The sequence below is a fragment of the Comamonas jiangduensis genome (genome assembly GCF_030162955.1).
Lineage (GTDB): Bacteria > Pseudomonadota > Gammaproteobacteria > Burkholderiales > Burkholderiaceae_C > Comamonas > Comamonas jiangduensis.
Genome location: NZ_JARXOV010000010.1, coordinates 22,501 through 38,100 on the forward strand (window position 1 = coordinate 22,501; position 15,600 = coordinate 38,100).

Consider the following 15,600-nt stretch of genomic DNA (forward strand, 5'->3'; position numbering starts at 1 on the left):
CGGCATGGTAACAGTGAATCAGCGGGCCGACAGACGCTATGGGATTGTGCTGCCGCTCAGAGTTTGAACTCTGCAATCAACGGCAGGTGGTCCGACATGCGCCACCAAATACGGCCTTGCGGCACCTGCAAGCTCATCGGCTCCAGGCCACGCACGTATACATGGTCCAGCTGTGCCAACGGCAGGCGCGAGGGGTAGGTGAAGGTGCTGCTGTCGCCATCGTATTCATACATGCCAAAACCCGCCAGCATGCGTTTGATGTGATTGCCCCAATCGTTAAAGTCGCCCGCCACCACCACCGGTGCACCGGGCGGCACTTCGCGCTCGATGAACTGGTGCAACTGTTGAATTTGGCGCACCCGGCTGCCCGCAATCAGCCCCAAGTGCACGACCACGGTATGCACCGAACGGCCTTGAAACATTACCTCCGCATGGAGCAAACCACGCTGCTCAAAGCGGTGGTCAGAGACATCCAGATGCTTGATGTCACGCACCGGCCAGCGCGAGAGCAACGCGTTGCCATGCTCTCCATCGCGCGTATAGGCGTTGGTGTGGTAGATGGCCTCATAGCCCTCCGGGGCCAGGTACTCGGCCTGCCCCACCTGTGGCCAGTTCTCGAAATAGTTGGCCTCGCGGCGGTTCATCTTGCGCACTTCTTGCAGACACACAATGTCTGCATCCAGCTGCTCCACCGCCAGCCCCAGGTTGTGAATCTCTAGCCGCCGCGTTGGCCCCAGGCCCTGCACCCCTTTGTGGATGTTGTAGGTGGCGACGCGCAAAATCCCCGTATCCGCAGGCACGATCAGCCCGGACTCGGTGGTTGCTGTGGCAGCAAGTGGAAACAGTGGCTCAGACGTCATGCAGAAAGAAAAGCAGGCAAGTGAAGAATGGCTTCGGCATTCGAAGGCGCATAACAGCGATCTGCTGCTTCGCGCCAAGCATGCCAAGCAAATGCGGTGTGCTCTTGCGGATTCAAGGTGACTTCAACGTAGGACGGCACCCGAAGCCCAAACACCCGCTCGGTGTTCATGCACACCCCTGGTGCGTAGCGGTGCAGCCATTGGGGATAGATCGGGTAGCGGTTCTCCAGTTCCCAATCCTGCAGCTGGCAGCCCGGTGCGTGCACATCAATACCCGTCTCCTCCCACACCTCGCGGGCAGCCGCTTGGTGCCACGCTTCGTCCTGCACCTCCTTGCTACCCGTCACCGACTGCCAAAACATGCCACCCAGTCCGTCACCCTGGGTGCGTTGCAACAACAACACCTGCCCCGTGGCGGTGTAAATCACGACCAGCACCGACTGGGGGATTTTGTAAGACAGGCCGTGGCACGGAGCATTCATACCGTTCATCTTCACACCAAAGCGTGACGACGACACGAAAAAAGCCTTTGCGTTGCCGCAAAGGCTTTTGGTCTTTTTAGCTTCTAACGCTTATCTATCAAGCGTTAGAAGCTATGAATACAAGAGCAATCGATTTACGATGCCTTGAGCGCATCGGGGTTGCGCAGGCGGATGTGCAACTCGCGCAACTGCTTCTCGTCGACCGGCGAAGGTGCCTGGGTCAGCAGGTCCTGCGCACGCTGGGTCTTGGGGAAGGCAATCACGTCGCGGATCGACTCGGAGCCGGTCATCAGCGTGATCAGACGGTCCAGACCGAAGGCCAGACCACCGTGGGGAGGCGCGCCGTACTGCAGCGCGTCCAGCAGATAGCCGAACTTGGCGCGCTGCTGCTCGGGGGTGATGTTCAGCGCTTCAAACACCTTGGCCTGCACGTCAGCACGGTGGATACGCACCGAGCCACCGCCCAACTCCCAACCGTTCAAGACCATGTCGTAGGCCTTGGCAATGCACTTGCCGGGATCGGTCGCCATGAGTTCTTCGTGGCCATCCTTGGGCGAGGTGAAGGGGTGGTGTACGGCCACCCAGCGGTCTTCTTCCTCGTCGTGCTCGAACATGGGGAAGTCCACCACCCACAGCGGTGCCCACTTGTCCTCGAACAGGCCGCTCTTCTTGCCGAATTCGCTGTGGCCGATCTTCAGACGCAGCGCGCCGATGGCGTCGTTGACGATCTTGCCCTTGTCGGCACCAAAGAAAATCAGGTCGCCATCTTGCGCGCCGGTGCGCTTCAAGATTTCGGCAATCGCGGCATCGTGCAGGTTCTTCACGATGGGCGACTGCAGGCCGTCGCGGCCCTTGGCCACTTCGTTAACCTTGATCCACGCCAGGCCCTTGGCGCCGTAAATCTTCACGAACTCGGTGTAGCCGTCGATCTCGCCGCGCGAAATCTGGGCACCACCGGGCACGCGCAGGGCCACCACACGGCCACCCTTGGTAGTGGCGGGGGTAGAGAACACCTTGAAGTCCACGTCGGCCATCACATCGGTCAGCTCGGTGAACTCCAGCTTGACGCGCAGGTCGGGCTTGTCCGAACCAAAGCGGAAGGCCGCATCCTGGTAGGTCATGATGGGGAACTCGCCCAGATCCACATTCAGCTGCTGCTTGAACACTTCGGTGATCATCTGCTGGAAGATGGCGCGAATTTCTTCTTCGTTCAGGAACGAGGTTTCGCAGTCGATCTGGGTAAATTCTGGCTGGCGGTCAGCGCGCAGGTCTTCGTCGCGGAAGCACTTGGTGATCTGGTAGTAACGGTCAAAGCCCGAGACCATCAGCATCTGCTTGTACAACTGGGGCGACTGGGGCAGCGCGAAGAACTGGCCGTCATGCACGCGCGAAGGCACCAGGTAGTCGCGCGCGCCTTCGGGGGTGGACTTGCCCAGCATGGGGGTTTCGATGTCGATAAAGCCCAGCTTGTCCAGGAAGTTGCGCACCTGGATAGAGGTCTTGTAGCGCAGCATCAGGTTACGCTGCATCACGGGGCGGCGCAGGTCCATCACGCGGTTGGTCAGGCGCACGTTTTCGGACAGGTTGTCGTCATCCACCTGGAAGGGAGGGGTCACCGCGGCGTTGAGCACATTCAGCTCGTGGCACAGCACTTCAATCTGGCCGCTCTTGAGCTTGTCGTTGGTGGTGCCGGCGGGGCGTGCACGCACGATGCCCTTGACCTGCACGCAGAACTCGTTGCGGATGTCCTCGGCCACCTTGAACATCTCGGGGCGGTCCGGGTCGCACACCACTTGCACGTAGCCTTCGCGGTCGCGCAGGTCAATAAAGATCACGCCACCGTGGTCACGGCGACGATTCACCCAACCGCATAGGGTAACGGTTTCGCCCATCAGGGCTTCGGTCACAAGACCGCAATATTCAGAGCGCATGGCCATGGTCTATCTTCCTGCGCCTCAGGGGACGCGCTTGTTTGGGTTGTTTATCGTTCTTCGTCCGGCAGGGGCAGTGGCGGCGGCACCACCACACCCATAGAGACGATGTACTTGAGCGCAGCGTCCACGCTCATTTCAAGTTCCACACAGTCACTCTTGCGCATCAGCACAAAGTAACCACCTGTCGGATTGGGCGTGGTGGGCACAAACACGCTCACAAACTCGTCACGCAGGTAGCTGGCCACCTCGCCCGCAGGGTTGCCGGTGATGAAGGCCACCGTCCACACGCCTTCACGCGGCCACTGCACCAACACGGCCGTGCGAAACGCATTGCCGTTGTCGGAAAACACGGTGTCCGACACCTGCTTCACGCTGGAATAAATCGAGCGTACCACCGGTATGCGGGTGATGACGGCATCGCCCCAAGACACCAACTTGCGGCCTACAAAATTGCTGGCAATGGCACCAATCGACAGCAGCACCACCAAGGTCAGGATGACGCCAAACCCCGGAATGTGCATGCCCAGCAAGTGATCGGGCTGCCAATCGGCGGGCAACAGATACAGGGTTTGATCCAGTGTGCTGATGATCCAGTGCAGCACCCAGACCGTAATCACGCCCGGGACGATAACCAGCAAGCCGGTGAACAGCCATTTACGCAGAGCAGACATGGGGTGCTTCAAGCCTCCGCCGCTGCGGGGCAGCCTGCCGCGGCGCAGGCGCTGCCGCCCGCATCACACGCGGGCGCCGCCGCAGTGGCTGGAGTGCCGCTGGAGCCCCCCTTGAAGTCTGTGGCATACCAGCCCGTGCCCTTGAGTTGAAAGCCCGGTGCAGTCAATTGCTTGGAAAATGCAGCGGCGCCGCAGGCTGGGCAGTCGGTCAACGCTGCATCAGACATCTTTTGCAGCACATCTTTGGCGTGGCCACAGGCGGCACACTTGTACGCATAAATCGGCATAGCTTCAGGTCATCAGGCCAAAGGCCAAAAACAGAGAATTCGCAAAAACTCTCAATTATAGGCGGCCGTGCTTTGTGTCGCCCAAAGTGGGATGGGCAATGCCCTGCTACCAGCAATGCATGCCCCACAGCGCACCAAGGGCGCCTGAGCGCCCTTGGATCCGCTTGCAACCAGCGGTTTTATTCCGTCTTGCTGCCTTGGTAATGCACCACCTCATCTTGCTGGTTGGCAATGTACTGCGGGGCCAGCGAGCCAAACACCATGCCGGTGAATGCACCAATCAGACCGGCCAATTGTTGCGGGAAGAGGTCGGCCCAGCCGGGCATGAAGATAAATGTCAGCCACACGCCCAAGCCCAGCGCCACGGCCAGCAAAGCACCTTGCGTGGTGGCACGCTTCCAGTACAGACCACACACCAGCGGCACAAAGGCCCCCACCAGCGGCACCTGGTAGGCACCCGCGACCATTTCATAGATGGAGCTGTCTTGCATGCTGATGGCATACACCAGCACGCAGACGGTGAACACCACCACGGTCACGCGCATGGCCTTGAGGGTTTGCGCATCGCTCATGCCGGGCTTGAGGTTGCGCAGCACGTTCTCCACAAACGAGGTCGAGGGCGCCAGCATGGTGGCCGATGCGGTCGACATGATGGCCGAGAGCAACGCACCAAAGAAGGCAATTTGCAGCGCCACGGGCATGTGCTGCATCACCAGTGTGGGCAAGATCTTCTGGGGGTCTTCCTCCATCAGTGCCGCGGTCGCCTCGGGCATGACCAGCACAGCCGCCGTCACCACAAACATCGGGATGAAGGCGAACACGATGTACAAGCTGCCGCCAATGATGGGGCCCAAACGCGCGACGCTTTCGTTTTTGGACGACATGACGCGCTGAAACACGTCTTGCTGCGGGATGGAGCCCAGCATCATGGTGATGGCTGCAGCAAAGAAAAACAGCCATGTTTTGGCGTCAGCTTCCACGGGCAGAAATTGCATCTTGCCTTCAGCCACCGCGTAGTCGATCACCTTGTCTGCGCCGCCAGCCAGATCGCCGGCAAAGATGGCAATCGCCACCAAACCCGCGCAAATCACAATCATCTGCACCAGATCGGTCACCGCCACCGACCACATGCCGCCAAACAAGGTGTACACCAGCACAATGAGCGTGCCCAGCACCATGCCCTGCACCATGCTCAGTGCGCCGTCTGTCAGCAAGTTGAACACCAGCCCCAGTGCCGTAACCTGTGCCGCCACCCAGCCCAGATAGCTGAAGATGATGATGACCGAGCACAACAGCTCAACGCTCTCGCCGTAGCGCAGGCGGTAGTAATCACCAATGGTGATGAGGTTCTTTTTGTAGAGCTTGTAGGCAAAAAACAGGCCCACCAGGATCAGGCACATGCCCGCGCCAAACGGGTCTTCCACCACCCCGCCCAGGCCGTCTTGCACGAACACGGCCGACACCCCCAGCACCAACTCCGAACCAAACCAGGTCGCGAACGTGGTGGCCACCACGATGTACAACGGCAAATTGCGCCCTGCCACCGCATAGTCCGCCGTGTTGCTCACACGGCGCGCTGCATAAAGGCCAATGCCAATCGACACCAACAGGTACGCGGCGATAAAGGTAATCAGCATGGTGGCTGTTCCCCCGGAAAAGGTAAGAGGTTGTAGAAAATTTTGAGGCGCGATTATGGGCATGTCTCGCGACCCTTTCGAGAAAAAAACGCAGCTTGTCTGCTTGCGGCCACAAATAAAAAAGAGCGCCTTGCGCTTGAGTCATCAAGCTTTGAGATAGATATCACCCTCAAAGCCTTTAAACACAAGCGCCAGGCGCTCTCTTTATTTGCAGATAAGCACTTGCTTACGCAGCAAGCCCCATGCAGAGCCAGCGTTAAAAAACCCGAACTCTCGTAAGGATTTGCATGGCCAGCATGCCCAGTACAAACCCCAATCCTCCGTAAACCAAGCCCTGCAGCAGACGGTTGGTGCGCCGCTGCTCTTTCAGCAATTCCTGTACCAATTGCTGGTCAGGGCCATTTTTTTGCTGCAAGTAACCGTAGACCAGGCGCGGCAACTCGGGGATGAGCTTGGCGTAGCGGGGCGCCTCGGCCTGCAACTCGCGCCAAAAGCGCTGCGGCCCCATTTGCTCCAGCATCCACTTTTCCAGGAATGGCTTGGCCGTGCTCCACAAATCCAGGTTCGGGTCGAGTTGGCGACCCAGCCCTTCAATGTTCAGCAGCGTCTTTTGCAGCAGCACCAGTTGCGGCTGAATCTCGACCTGGAAACGGCGCGAGGTCTGGAACAGGCGCATCAACACCATGCCCAGTGAAATCTCAGCCAGCGGACGGTCAAAGTACGGCTCGCACACGGCACGGATGGCCGCCTCCAGCTCTTCCACACGCGTAGTCGCAGGCACCCAGCCACTTTCGATGTGCAAGGCGGCTACGCGCTTGTAGTCGCGGCGAAAGAACGCCAGGAAGTTCTGCGCCAGGTACTCTTTGTCAAACTCCGTGAGCGTGCCCACGATGCCAAAGTCCAGCGAGATGTAGCGCCCGAAAGTCTTTGGCTCCAGGCTCACCATGATGTTGCCCGGGTGCATGTCGGCGTGGAAAAAGCCATCGCGGAACACCTGGGTGAAGAACAGCGTCACGCCATCACGCGCCAACTGCGGGATATCCACCCCTGCCTCGCGCAGTTGCTCTACCTGGCTGATGGGCACGCCTTGCATGCGCTCCATCACCATCACCTCGGTGTGGCAGTAATCCCAGAAGATTTCTGGAATCAGCACCAAATCCAGCCCTTCCATGTTGCGGCGCAACTGCGCCGCGTTGGAAGCTTCGCGGATCAGGTCCAGCTCATCGTGCAGGTAGTTGTCAAACTCCGCCACCACTTCCAAGGGCTTCAAGCGCTTGGCTTCGTGCGAGAGTTTTTCGACCCAGCCAGCCATCATGTACATGAGGGCCACATCCTTGTCGATCACCGTCTTCATGCCCGGGCGCAGCACCTTGACGGCCACTTCGCGCTCCGAGCCATCGCGATCACGCACAGTGGCAAAGTGCACCTGGGCAATCGACGCACTAGCCACCGGCGTGCGCTCGAACTGCACAAAGATCTGGTCAATCGGCTTGCGGAAGCTGCGCTCAATCGTGGCGACGGCGATGTGCGAATCAAACGGCGGCACACGGTCTTGCAGCTTGGCCAACTCTTGCGCCACATCGGGGGGCATCAAGTCGCTGCGCGTAGACAGCACCTGGCCAAACTTCACAAAGATGGGTCCCAACTGCTCCAGCGCCTCACGCAGGCGAACGCCACGCGGCGCTTCCAGCTTGCGGCCAATTGTCAGCACCCGGCGCAAACGGTTCAGCCACGGGTGTTGAAAGCTGGAAAGCACCAACTCATCAAGCCCGTAGCGCAGCACCACCCAGATGATGGTGAAGCCTCGGAAAAAGCGACTCATTGCTGCGCGCTGCCCGCGGGCATGCGGCCACCCACAAACTGGCGGATCGCGCCCGCCACAGTACGTCCCAGCGTGGCCAGCGTGTGGGCCGGCACATCCCCCATGATGCGGGCCATGTCTTCTTCGACATCCCACTCCACGTTGTCCACCAGCCAGTTGATCTCGGCAGCCAGTTGCACATCACCTTCAATGCGCAAATTGGGCTTGCCGCCGGTCAAAGCGGCTTGCGCCAAAGCCAAAGGATTGGTGTCGGTGATTTCCAACTGCAGATCGGGGGTCGCACCCTCCGGCGCCAGATTCAGCAGACCCGCAGGCGTTACCACCAAGGCCATATTGAAATTGCGCCATTGGACGCGGGCCACGCGCCCCTTTTGGCGCACCAGGCGCTCCATGGCTTCGCGTTCCTGCATCAACACATGGTTGAGAAACAGTACCGCGCGCTGCTGGGTTTCGTGGACGAGCCAGCTTGGTGGTTGCACGACTTCGACCGCGCGCTCCACTAAACCGTTCAGGAATGAAAAAGGGGACTGTGTTGCCATAGTCCCCTGATTATTCCTGAAGTGGAAAGTTTTTTAACCTAAGGCTTGTAAACCCGCAACCAACCAGCCGCTGGAGTTGTCTTTGGGCTTGGCCATATTCCACACTTCACGGAAGGGGCTGGGGCCTGCCGAGGGTTCTTCGCGGATCAGACCCGAGAATTCCACACTGGCCATGTAGGAATCTCCCAAATCCTCAATACCCAGCAAATGGCCGTCAATCATGACCACATCGGTCTGGTTGGGTGCGCCAGCGCTTTGGGCTTCACGCTCTTCGAGTTGCTGCTTGATTTCAGCCAGCATGTCGTCGGTCATCATCGCGCGCAAGGTGGCGATATCGCCCTTGTCCCAGGCTGCTTGCAGCGTCACAAAATTGCGCTTGGCAGCATCCAGAAAACCCTGGGCATCAAAGTCTGCAGGCACCTCCCACTGGGCTGCCGTAGCACCGATGCCCGAGCCGATCATGGAGCCAGTGCCGCCTGGGATTTGCTCCCAAGGGCGGGCCGAGGCGTCATTGCCCACGTTGTGCGACTTGTACTGCGGAGGGGTGGCGACTTCCGCAGGCGGCACAGGCGCGCCTGCACCCTGGAAAGCGAAAGGCGAAGCGGCAGGACGTGCAGCCGCTGGCTTTTTGTTCGCACGGGCGCGCATGATGGCACCGATTACCACCATCACCACCAGCGCCAGCAAGCCAAACAGCAGCATGTTGGCAAAGGCTTCACCCAAACCCAGCGAATTGGCCAGCCACGCCAACCCCAAACCCGCCGCCAGACCGCCGAGCATCGCGCCCCAAGGCTTCTTGGCGGGGGCTGCAGCAGCAGGCGTCGCAGGCTTGGCCGACGCGTTGTTTTGCTGCGCATTTTGCTGCTGCGCAGGGCGTGCAGGCGGTGCAGCGGGTGGTGTGGCTTGGCGCTGTGTCACATTGCTGGACTGCTTGCCAAACGAGCCGCCTCCACCCATGCGTTTGGCTTCTGCCAAGGGATGCATGACGACCAATGCTGCCGCCAAAGTCACTGCCCACACCTTTTTCATCGCTGTATCTCCGTTGAATTTCAAAAACTGTTACTTAACCAAACCCGGCAAAGAAGCTATGCATGGGGGTCTCCTCCCTGTTTAGCACTTGATACCTACGTGCAGCGCGACGATGCCGGCTGACATGTTGTGATAGTCCACGTGACCGAAGCCCGCCTGCTGCATCAGGGCCTTGAGTTCCTCCTGGCCCGGGTGCATGCGGATGGATTCCGCCAGATAGCGGTAGCTGTCGGGGTCGCCCGCCACCATCGAACCCATCTTGGGCAGGATGTTGAAGGAATACCAGTCGTAAGCTTTTTCCAGCGGCTTGGCCACCTTGGAGAACTCCAGCACCAGCAGCTTGCCGCCGGGCTTGAGCACACGATTCATTTCTTTGAGCGCCACTTCCTTGTGCGTCATGTTGCGCAAACCAAACGCCACGCTGACCAGATTGAAGTGGCCATCGGGGAAAGGCAGCTTCTCCGCATCGCACACCAAGGTGGGCAGCAATATGCCCTTGTCGGTCAGGCGATCACGACCCACGCGCAGCATGGCCTCGTTGATGTCGGTGTGCACCACGGTGCCCGTGGCGCCCACTTTTTTGGAAAACGCCATGGACAAATCGCCCGTACCCCCGGCAATGTCCAGCACCTTGTCGCCTTCTTTGAGGTTGGCCACCATGACGGTGTAGGCCTTCCAGGCGCGGTGCAGGCCGCCGGACATCAGGTCGTTCATGACGTCGTACTTGGACGCCACCGAGTCAAACACGCCCCGCACGCGGCTGGCCTTGTCTTTTTCGTCGACCGTCTGGAATCCAAAGTGTGTGCTGCTCATAAGCTTTAAATGTAAGCAGGACGCTGCGCTGAGACCAGCGACAACCCCGTATCACCACGGGGCATACAGTGCCTGAATCAAAATTCTGTACCGGGTAAACCGCTTTGAAAGCCTGCCTATCCAGCTACGGTAAATATAGCATCGCAGCCTGCCAAGGTTGAAAACCCGAGGATTTCACCTGTGACTGTGGTGCATCAAACCATACGCACAAGCTGAGAAAAAAATCGCCCAACCTGCGCAGGAGATTGATGCGCGCCTGCGCCACACGAGGTGGCTGGCGTTAGCTGCTGCAACCGCAAGAGCCGCTGCCGCAACCACCACCGCTGGCAGGCGCTGCTGCGCTGCCCGAGCCACAACCGCCGCCAGTGCCGCAGCTGCCACCTGCTTTTTCGGGCATGGGAGTGTCGCGGTCGACACCTGCTGCTTCCAGACGCGCCAAATAGGCGGCCCACAGCTGGTCTTGCTGCTCGCCCAGTTCGTACAGGTAGTTCCAGGTAAACAGGCCGCTTTCATGGCCATCGCTGAAAAACGGCTTGATGGCGTAGTTGCCCACCTGCTCGATGTTGGCGATGGTCACGTCGCGCTTGCCGGTTTGCAGCACTTCCTGCCCGGGGCCGTGGCCTTGTACTTCTGCCGAAGGCGAGTACACGCGCATCAACTCAAAAGGCAGGCGAAAGTTTTTGCCATCGGAATAGCCAACCTCCAGCACCCGCGAAGCGGCATGCACAGTCAGCGATTGGGGAAGAGGCATATCTGCCATGGTGCTACCTATCTAAACGATAGCTGCCAGCGCTTGTAAATAGCCAACTTCAGCATCAAAACTATCTGAAACGCTTATTTAATCAGCGCAAGCCGCTCATATTTGTTAAGCCCAGCCTGCCAATGCCTGCGCAATGGCTGCATCGCAGGCCGCGAGTTCGTGCTGCAATTGTGCTTCGCGCGCTAAATCACGCGCACGCAAGGGGCTTGCCCAGACCGATGCGGGAAAGTGGCTGTCCCAGTCATAGCGCGCAATCACGTGCCAGTGCAGGTGCGCCACCATATTGCCCAGCGCCGCCAGATTGATCTTGGTGGGTGCCAAACGCTCGCGCAGCACGCGCTCTACCGCGGCCACCACGGCCATGCAGGTGTTGCGATCAGCCTCGGACAGGTCCGACAGCTCTGCCACATGCGCCGTCCAGATGACGCGGTAGAAGGCCGGGAAGCCCTCTTCCTGCGCACGGATGACGCGCAACTGCGCGCCCTGCCAGACGGGCAGGCCGCCGGCCTCGCGACACAGCACGCAGCCTGCTGCAGCGTTATCGGCGGCCATTAGAGCAGCACCCGCTCAATACCGCCGGCGTTGGCGCGCTGCACATACTCGGGCATCCAGTTGTCGCCCAAGATTTGCTTGGCCATTTCCACCACGATGTAGTCCGCTTCCAGCAGGCCGTTTTGCAGGTCGTTGCCGTAACGGCTCAGGCCTTGCAGGCAGCTGGGGCAGCTGGTCAGGATCTTGACGTTGCCCTTGGCAGGGACCGAACCATTGGCGCGCAATTCAGCCTCGCCCTGGCGCAGCTCGTCTTCCTTGCGGAAGCGGATTTGCGTCGAAATGTCGGGGCGTGTGACACCCAGCGTGCCGGATTCACCGCAGCAGCGGTCGCTCTTGATCGTGGCATCGCCCACCAAGGCCTTCACGGTCTTCATGGGGTCTTGCAGCTTCATGGGGCTGTGACAGGGGTCGTGGTAGAGGTAACCGCCTTGCGCGCCATCGGCCGCACCGGGCAAGGTAATGCCCTTTTCCAGCAGGTACTCGTGGATGTCGATGATGCGGCAACCGGGGAAGATCTTGTCGAACTGGTAGCCCTGCAGCTGGTCATAACAGGTACCGCAGCTCACCACTACGGTCTTGATGTCCAGGTAGTTCAACGTGGTCGCCACGCGGTGGAACAGCACCCGGTTGTCCGTGATCATCTTGTCGGCCACGTCGTACTGGCCCGAGCCACGCTGGGGGTAGCCGCAGCACAGATAGCCGGGCGGCAGCACGGTTTGCACACCAGCGTGCCACAGCATGGCCTGCGTGGCCAAGCCTACCTGGCTGTACAGACGCTCCGAGCCACAGCCGGGGAAGTAGAACACCGCCTCGGTATCTGCCGTGGTGGCTTGCGGGTTGCGAATGATGGGAACGTAGTCCTTGTTCTCAATATCCAGCAAAGCGCGCGCAGTCTTGGTTGGCAGGCCGCCGGGCAGCTTTTTGTTCACAAAGTGAATCACCTGCTCCTTGATGGGCGGCTTGCCGACGGTGGCGGGCGGGCGCTTCATCTGAGGCTTGGCAACGGCGTGCAGCAAATCCGACGCCAGACGCTGCGCCTTGAAGCCCACCCCCACCATGCCTTTGCGCAGCACGTTGATGGTGTCCGGGTTGGTGGCGTTGAGCATCGCCATCGCCATTTTGTTGCCGATGTTGAAGCTCTTTTTGTCCATCTTGCGCAGCAGATTGCGCATGTTCATGGTCACATCGCCAAAGTCGATCTTGACCGGGCAAGGCGTAAAGCACTTGTGGCACACCGTGCAGTGGTCGGCCACATCTTCAAACTCTTGCCAGTGCTTGATCGACACGCCACGGCGGGTTTGCTCTTCGTACAAGAAGGCTTCCACCAGCAGCGAGGTCGCCAAGATTTTGTTGCGTGGCGAGTACAGCATGTTCGCGCCGGGCACGTGCGTGTTGCACACGGGCTTGCACTTGCCGCAGCGCAGGCAGTCCTTGACCGAATCAGCGATGGCGCCAATATCGGACTGCTGCATGATCAGCGACTCGTGCCCCATCAGGCCAAACGAAGGCGTGTAGGCATTGGTCAAGTCGGCGTACATCAGCGCGTCGCGCGGCGACTCCGCAGGCACCAGGCCGTTCTTTTCGCGGATCAGCTTGCCGCGGTTAAAGCGGCCTTGCGGATCCACGCGCTGCTTGTAATCGGCAAAGGGCTGCAGCTCTTCATCGGTCAAGAACTCCAGCTTGGTGATACCAATGCCGTGCTCGCCCGAGATGACGCCGTCCAGGCTGCGCGCCAGCACCATGATGCGCGCCACGGCTTCGTGCGCGGTCTGCAGCATGTCATAGTCGTCGGAGTTGACGGGGATGTTGGTGTGCACATTGCCGTCACCGGCGTGCATGTGCAGCGCCACCCACACGCGGCCCTTGAGCACGCGCTGGTGAATTTGCACCACTTCCGCCAAGATGGCATCAAACGCCTCACCACTGAAAATTTGCTCCAGCGGCTTGCGGATCTGTGTCTTCCAGCTGGCACGCAGGCTGTGGTCTTGCAACTGAGGGAACAAGGCATCCACATCGGCCAGCCATGCAGCCCACTGGTCACGCACTTCTTGCACCAGCGCCACGGCATGGTGCACACGGTCTTCCAGCAACTCGGCCGAAGGAATGTCCTTGGCGTAATCTTGCTTGCCCAATGGCAGGTTGCTGTTTTCAAAGAAATTCAGCAGCGCATCACACAGCTTGAGCTTGTTGCGCAGGCTCAGCTCAATGTTGATGCGCTCAATGCCGTCGGTGTACTCCGCCATGCGGGGCAGCGGAATCACCACGTCTTCATTGATCTTGAAAGCGTTGGTGTGGCGCGAAATCGCTGCGGTGCGCTTGCGATCCAGCCAGAACTTTTTACGGGCTTCGGCGCTGATGGCCACAAAGCCTTCACCGCTGCGCGAGTTGGCAATGCGCACCACTTCGCTGGTCACGCGCGCCACTTCGTCGGCGTCATCACCCACGATGTCACCGACCAGCACCATTTTGGGCAGACCACCATTGCCTTTTTTGGATTTGGTGGCGTAGCCCACGGCCTTCAGATAGCGGTCATCCAGATGCTCCAGACCGGCCAGCAACACGCCCGAGCGCTTTTGCTCCTCGAACATGTAGTCCTTGATTTCCACGATCGAAGGCACCGCATCCTTGGCATGACCAAAGAACTCCAGACACACCGTGCGGGTGTGCTCGGGCATGCGGTGCACAATCCAGCGCGCGCTGGTGATCAGGCCGTCCGTGCCTTCTTTTTGCACACCGGGCAGGCCCGACAGGAATTTATCGGTCACGTCCTTGCCCAGGCCTTCCTTGCGGAATTTTTGGCCTGGAATATCCAGCCGCTCCGTGCGCAACGGCGTTTTGCCATCGGCTGCGAAATAACGCAGCTCAAAGCTGGCCATTTCCGCGTCATGGATCTTGCCGAGGTTGTGGCCAATGCGCACCACCTCCAGCCACTCCGCATCGGGGGTCACCATGCGCCAGCTGGCCAGGTTATCCAAGGCGGTGCCCCAAAGCACGGCTTTTTTGCCACCCGCATTCATGGCGATATTGCCGCCGATGCAGGACGCCTCGATCGAGGTGGGGTCCACCGCGAACACGAAGCCCGCGCGCTCGGCCGCATCGGCCACGCGCTGGGTCACCACACCGGCTTCGGTCCACACCGTGGGCACGGGGTGGTCCACGCCGGGCAGCGTGACTTGTTCCACTTCGGTAATGGCTTGCAGTTTTTCGGTGTTGATGACCACCGAGCGCCATGTCAGCGGAATGGCGCCGCCGGTATAGCCCGTGCCGCCTCCACGAGGAATGATGGTCAGCTCCAGCTCAATACAGCCCTTGACCAGCCGCGCCATCTCGGCTTCGGTGTCGGGCGTCAGCACCACAAAGGGGTATTCCACGCGCCAGTCGGTGGCATCGGTCACGTGGCTGACACGCGAGAGGCCATCAAACTTGATGTTGTCTTTGTGGGTGAGCTTGCCCAGCGTCTTGCGCACACGCTGGCGCAAATCTGCTGCTTCCACAAACATGCGGTCGAACTCGCGCACCGCGCGGTTGGCCGCCTCAATCAGCTCGCCCACCAGTGCATCGCGGTGTGCATCGTCCTGTGGCAGGCGGCGCTTTTGCACTTCGGCCATGCGGTGCTGCAAGGCCTCCACCAGCAACTTGCGACGATCCGGGTTGTGCAGAAGGTCGTCTTGCAGGTAGGGGTTGCGCTGCACCACCCACATATCGCCCAACACTTCGTAGAGCATGCGGGCAGATCGCCCGGTCTGACGCTCTTGTCGCAATTGGTTGAGCACACTCCATGCTGAGGTGCCCAGTAAACGGATCACGATTTCCTTGTCGGAAAACGAGGTGTAGTTATAGGGGATCTCACGGAGACGGGCGGGTTCGGCAGCGCGGTTCACCAGCGCTGCCTGCGCAATCGGTGCATTCATGGATTTAGACCGGGTTGGGCGCTGTGGGCGCACCTTAAGTCATGGGGAGGTCAATTTTATGCCAGCCCCCAAACTCTGCTGACACACCCCCAAGAGACCTGACGCCAGCATTGCCAAAAACTTCTCGCTATGGTTTTGTTCTCTTTTCGCCACTACGCAAAAACCACAATTGCGCGCAAAAAGCATCAAAAAAGAAAAAAATTCGCGTCAATCCTAAGCTTCAAATTTTTCTTGGCTTCTAGAATGGCGCCACTGTTGCTATGGGCCTGCCAGTGTGCTTTGGCATGCACGGACATATCGCAG

At 59.6% G+C, this 15,600-nt stretch carries 13 protein-coding genes; all 13 read right to left on the minus strand.

The genetic code is table 11. The features are described 5' to 3' along the window. Positions 1-56 precede the first annotated feature (56 nt). On the minus strand, positions 57-860 hold the full coding sequence (locus tag QEP12_RS09400) for an endonuclease/exonuclease/phosphatase family protein (protein ID WP_284214080.1): 804 nt from the start codon (positions 858-860) through the stop codon (positions 57-59). Continuing rightward, positions 857-1,342, minus strand: coding sequence for a dihydroneopterin triphosphate diphosphatase (gene nudB / locus QEP12_RS09405; protein ID WP_174862470.1), 486 nt, complete (start codon positions 1,340-1,342; stop codon positions 857-859). Before nudB ends, QEP12_RS09400 begins: the two co-directional genes overlap by 4 nt. Before the next feature lie 134 nt (positions 1,343-1,476). Then, positions 1,477-3,279 (minus strand): aspartate--tRNA ligase, encoded by a 1,803-nt coding sequence (gene aspS / locus QEP12_RS09410; RefSeq protein WP_284214081.1) that lies wholly within the window; start codon positions 3,277-3,279, stop codon positions 1,477-1,479. A 44-nt stretch (positions 3,280-3,323) separates the two neighbouring features. Next, positions 3,324-3,947 carry a DUF502 domain-containing protein gene (locus tag QEP12_RS09415; RefSeq protein WP_174862462.1) on the minus strand — a complete coding sequence of 208 codons (624 nt, stop codon included), beginning with the start codon at positions 3,945-3,947 and terminating at the stop codon, positions 3,324-3,326. Positions 3,948-3,955: 8 nt separating this feature from the next. Next, entirely contained in the window at positions 3,956-4,234 is a 279-nt protein-coding gene (locus tag QEP12_RS09420) for an FmdB family zinc ribbon protein (RefSeq protein WP_219163770.1), read from the minus strand. 179 nt (positions 4,235-4,413) lie between these two features. Next, the gene (locus QEP12_RS09425; protein WP_284214082.1) at positions 4,414-5,871 is read right to left on the minus strand and encodes a high affinity choline transporter 1; all 1,458 of its coding nucleotides are present in this window, start codon (positions 5,869-5,871) and stop codon (positions 4,414-4,416) included. A 256-nt stretch (positions 5,872-6,127) separates the two neighbouring features. Beyond that, positions 6,128-7,693: a ubiquinone biosynthesis regulatory protein kinase UbiB gene (gene ubiB / locus QEP12_RS09430; RefSeq protein WP_284214083.1), complete on the minus strand. Its 1,566-nt coding sequence runs from the start codon at positions 7,691-7,693 to the stop codon at positions 6,128-6,130. Continuing rightward, a complete protein-coding gene (locus tag QEP12_RS09435; protein ID WP_174863000.1) occupies positions 7,690-8,232 on the minus strand; it encodes an SCP2 sterol-binding domain-containing protein in 543 nt (180 codons plus the stop codon). Before QEP12_RS09435 ends, ubiB begins: the two co-directional genes overlap by 4 nt. A gap of 33 nt (positions 8,233-8,265) precedes the next feature. Continuing rightward, entirely contained in the window at positions 8,266-9,261 is a 996-nt protein-coding gene (locus tag QEP12_RS09440) for a Tim44 domain-containing protein (RefSeq protein ID WP_174862999.1), read from the minus strand. A gap of 81 nt (positions 9,262-9,342) precedes the next feature. Further along, complete coding sequence (ubiE, locus tag QEP12_RS09445) at positions 9,343-10,074, minus strand: bifunctional demethylmenaquinone methyltransferase/2-methoxy-6-polyprenyl-1,4-benzoquinol methylase UbiE (protein WP_174862998.1); 732 nt, start codon at positions 10,072-10,074, stop codon at positions 9,343-9,345. 280 nt (positions 10,075-10,354) lie between these two features. Continuing rightward, the gene (locus QEP12_RS09450) at positions 10,355-10,834 is read right to left on the minus strand and encodes a gamma-butyrobetaine hydroxylase family protein (RefSeq protein ID WP_246254166.1); all 480 of its coding nucleotides are present in this window, start codon (positions 10,832-10,834) and stop codon (positions 10,355-10,357) included. A gap of 105 nt (positions 10,835-10,939) precedes the next feature. Then, positions 10,940-11,386 (minus strand): HIT family protein, encoded by a 447-nt coding sequence (locus QEP12_RS09455; RefSeq protein ID WP_174862996.1) that lies wholly within the window; start codon positions 11,384-11,386, stop codon positions 10,940-10,942. Next, positions 11,386-15,297: a DUF3683 domain-containing protein gene (locus QEP12_RS09460; RefSeq protein WP_284214084.1), complete on the minus strand. Its 3,912-nt coding sequence runs from the start codon at positions 15,295-15,297 to the stop codon at positions 11,386-11,388. Before QEP12_RS09460 ends, QEP12_RS09455 begins: the two co-directional genes overlap by 1 nt. Positions 15,298-15,600: the final 303 nt, after the last annotated feature.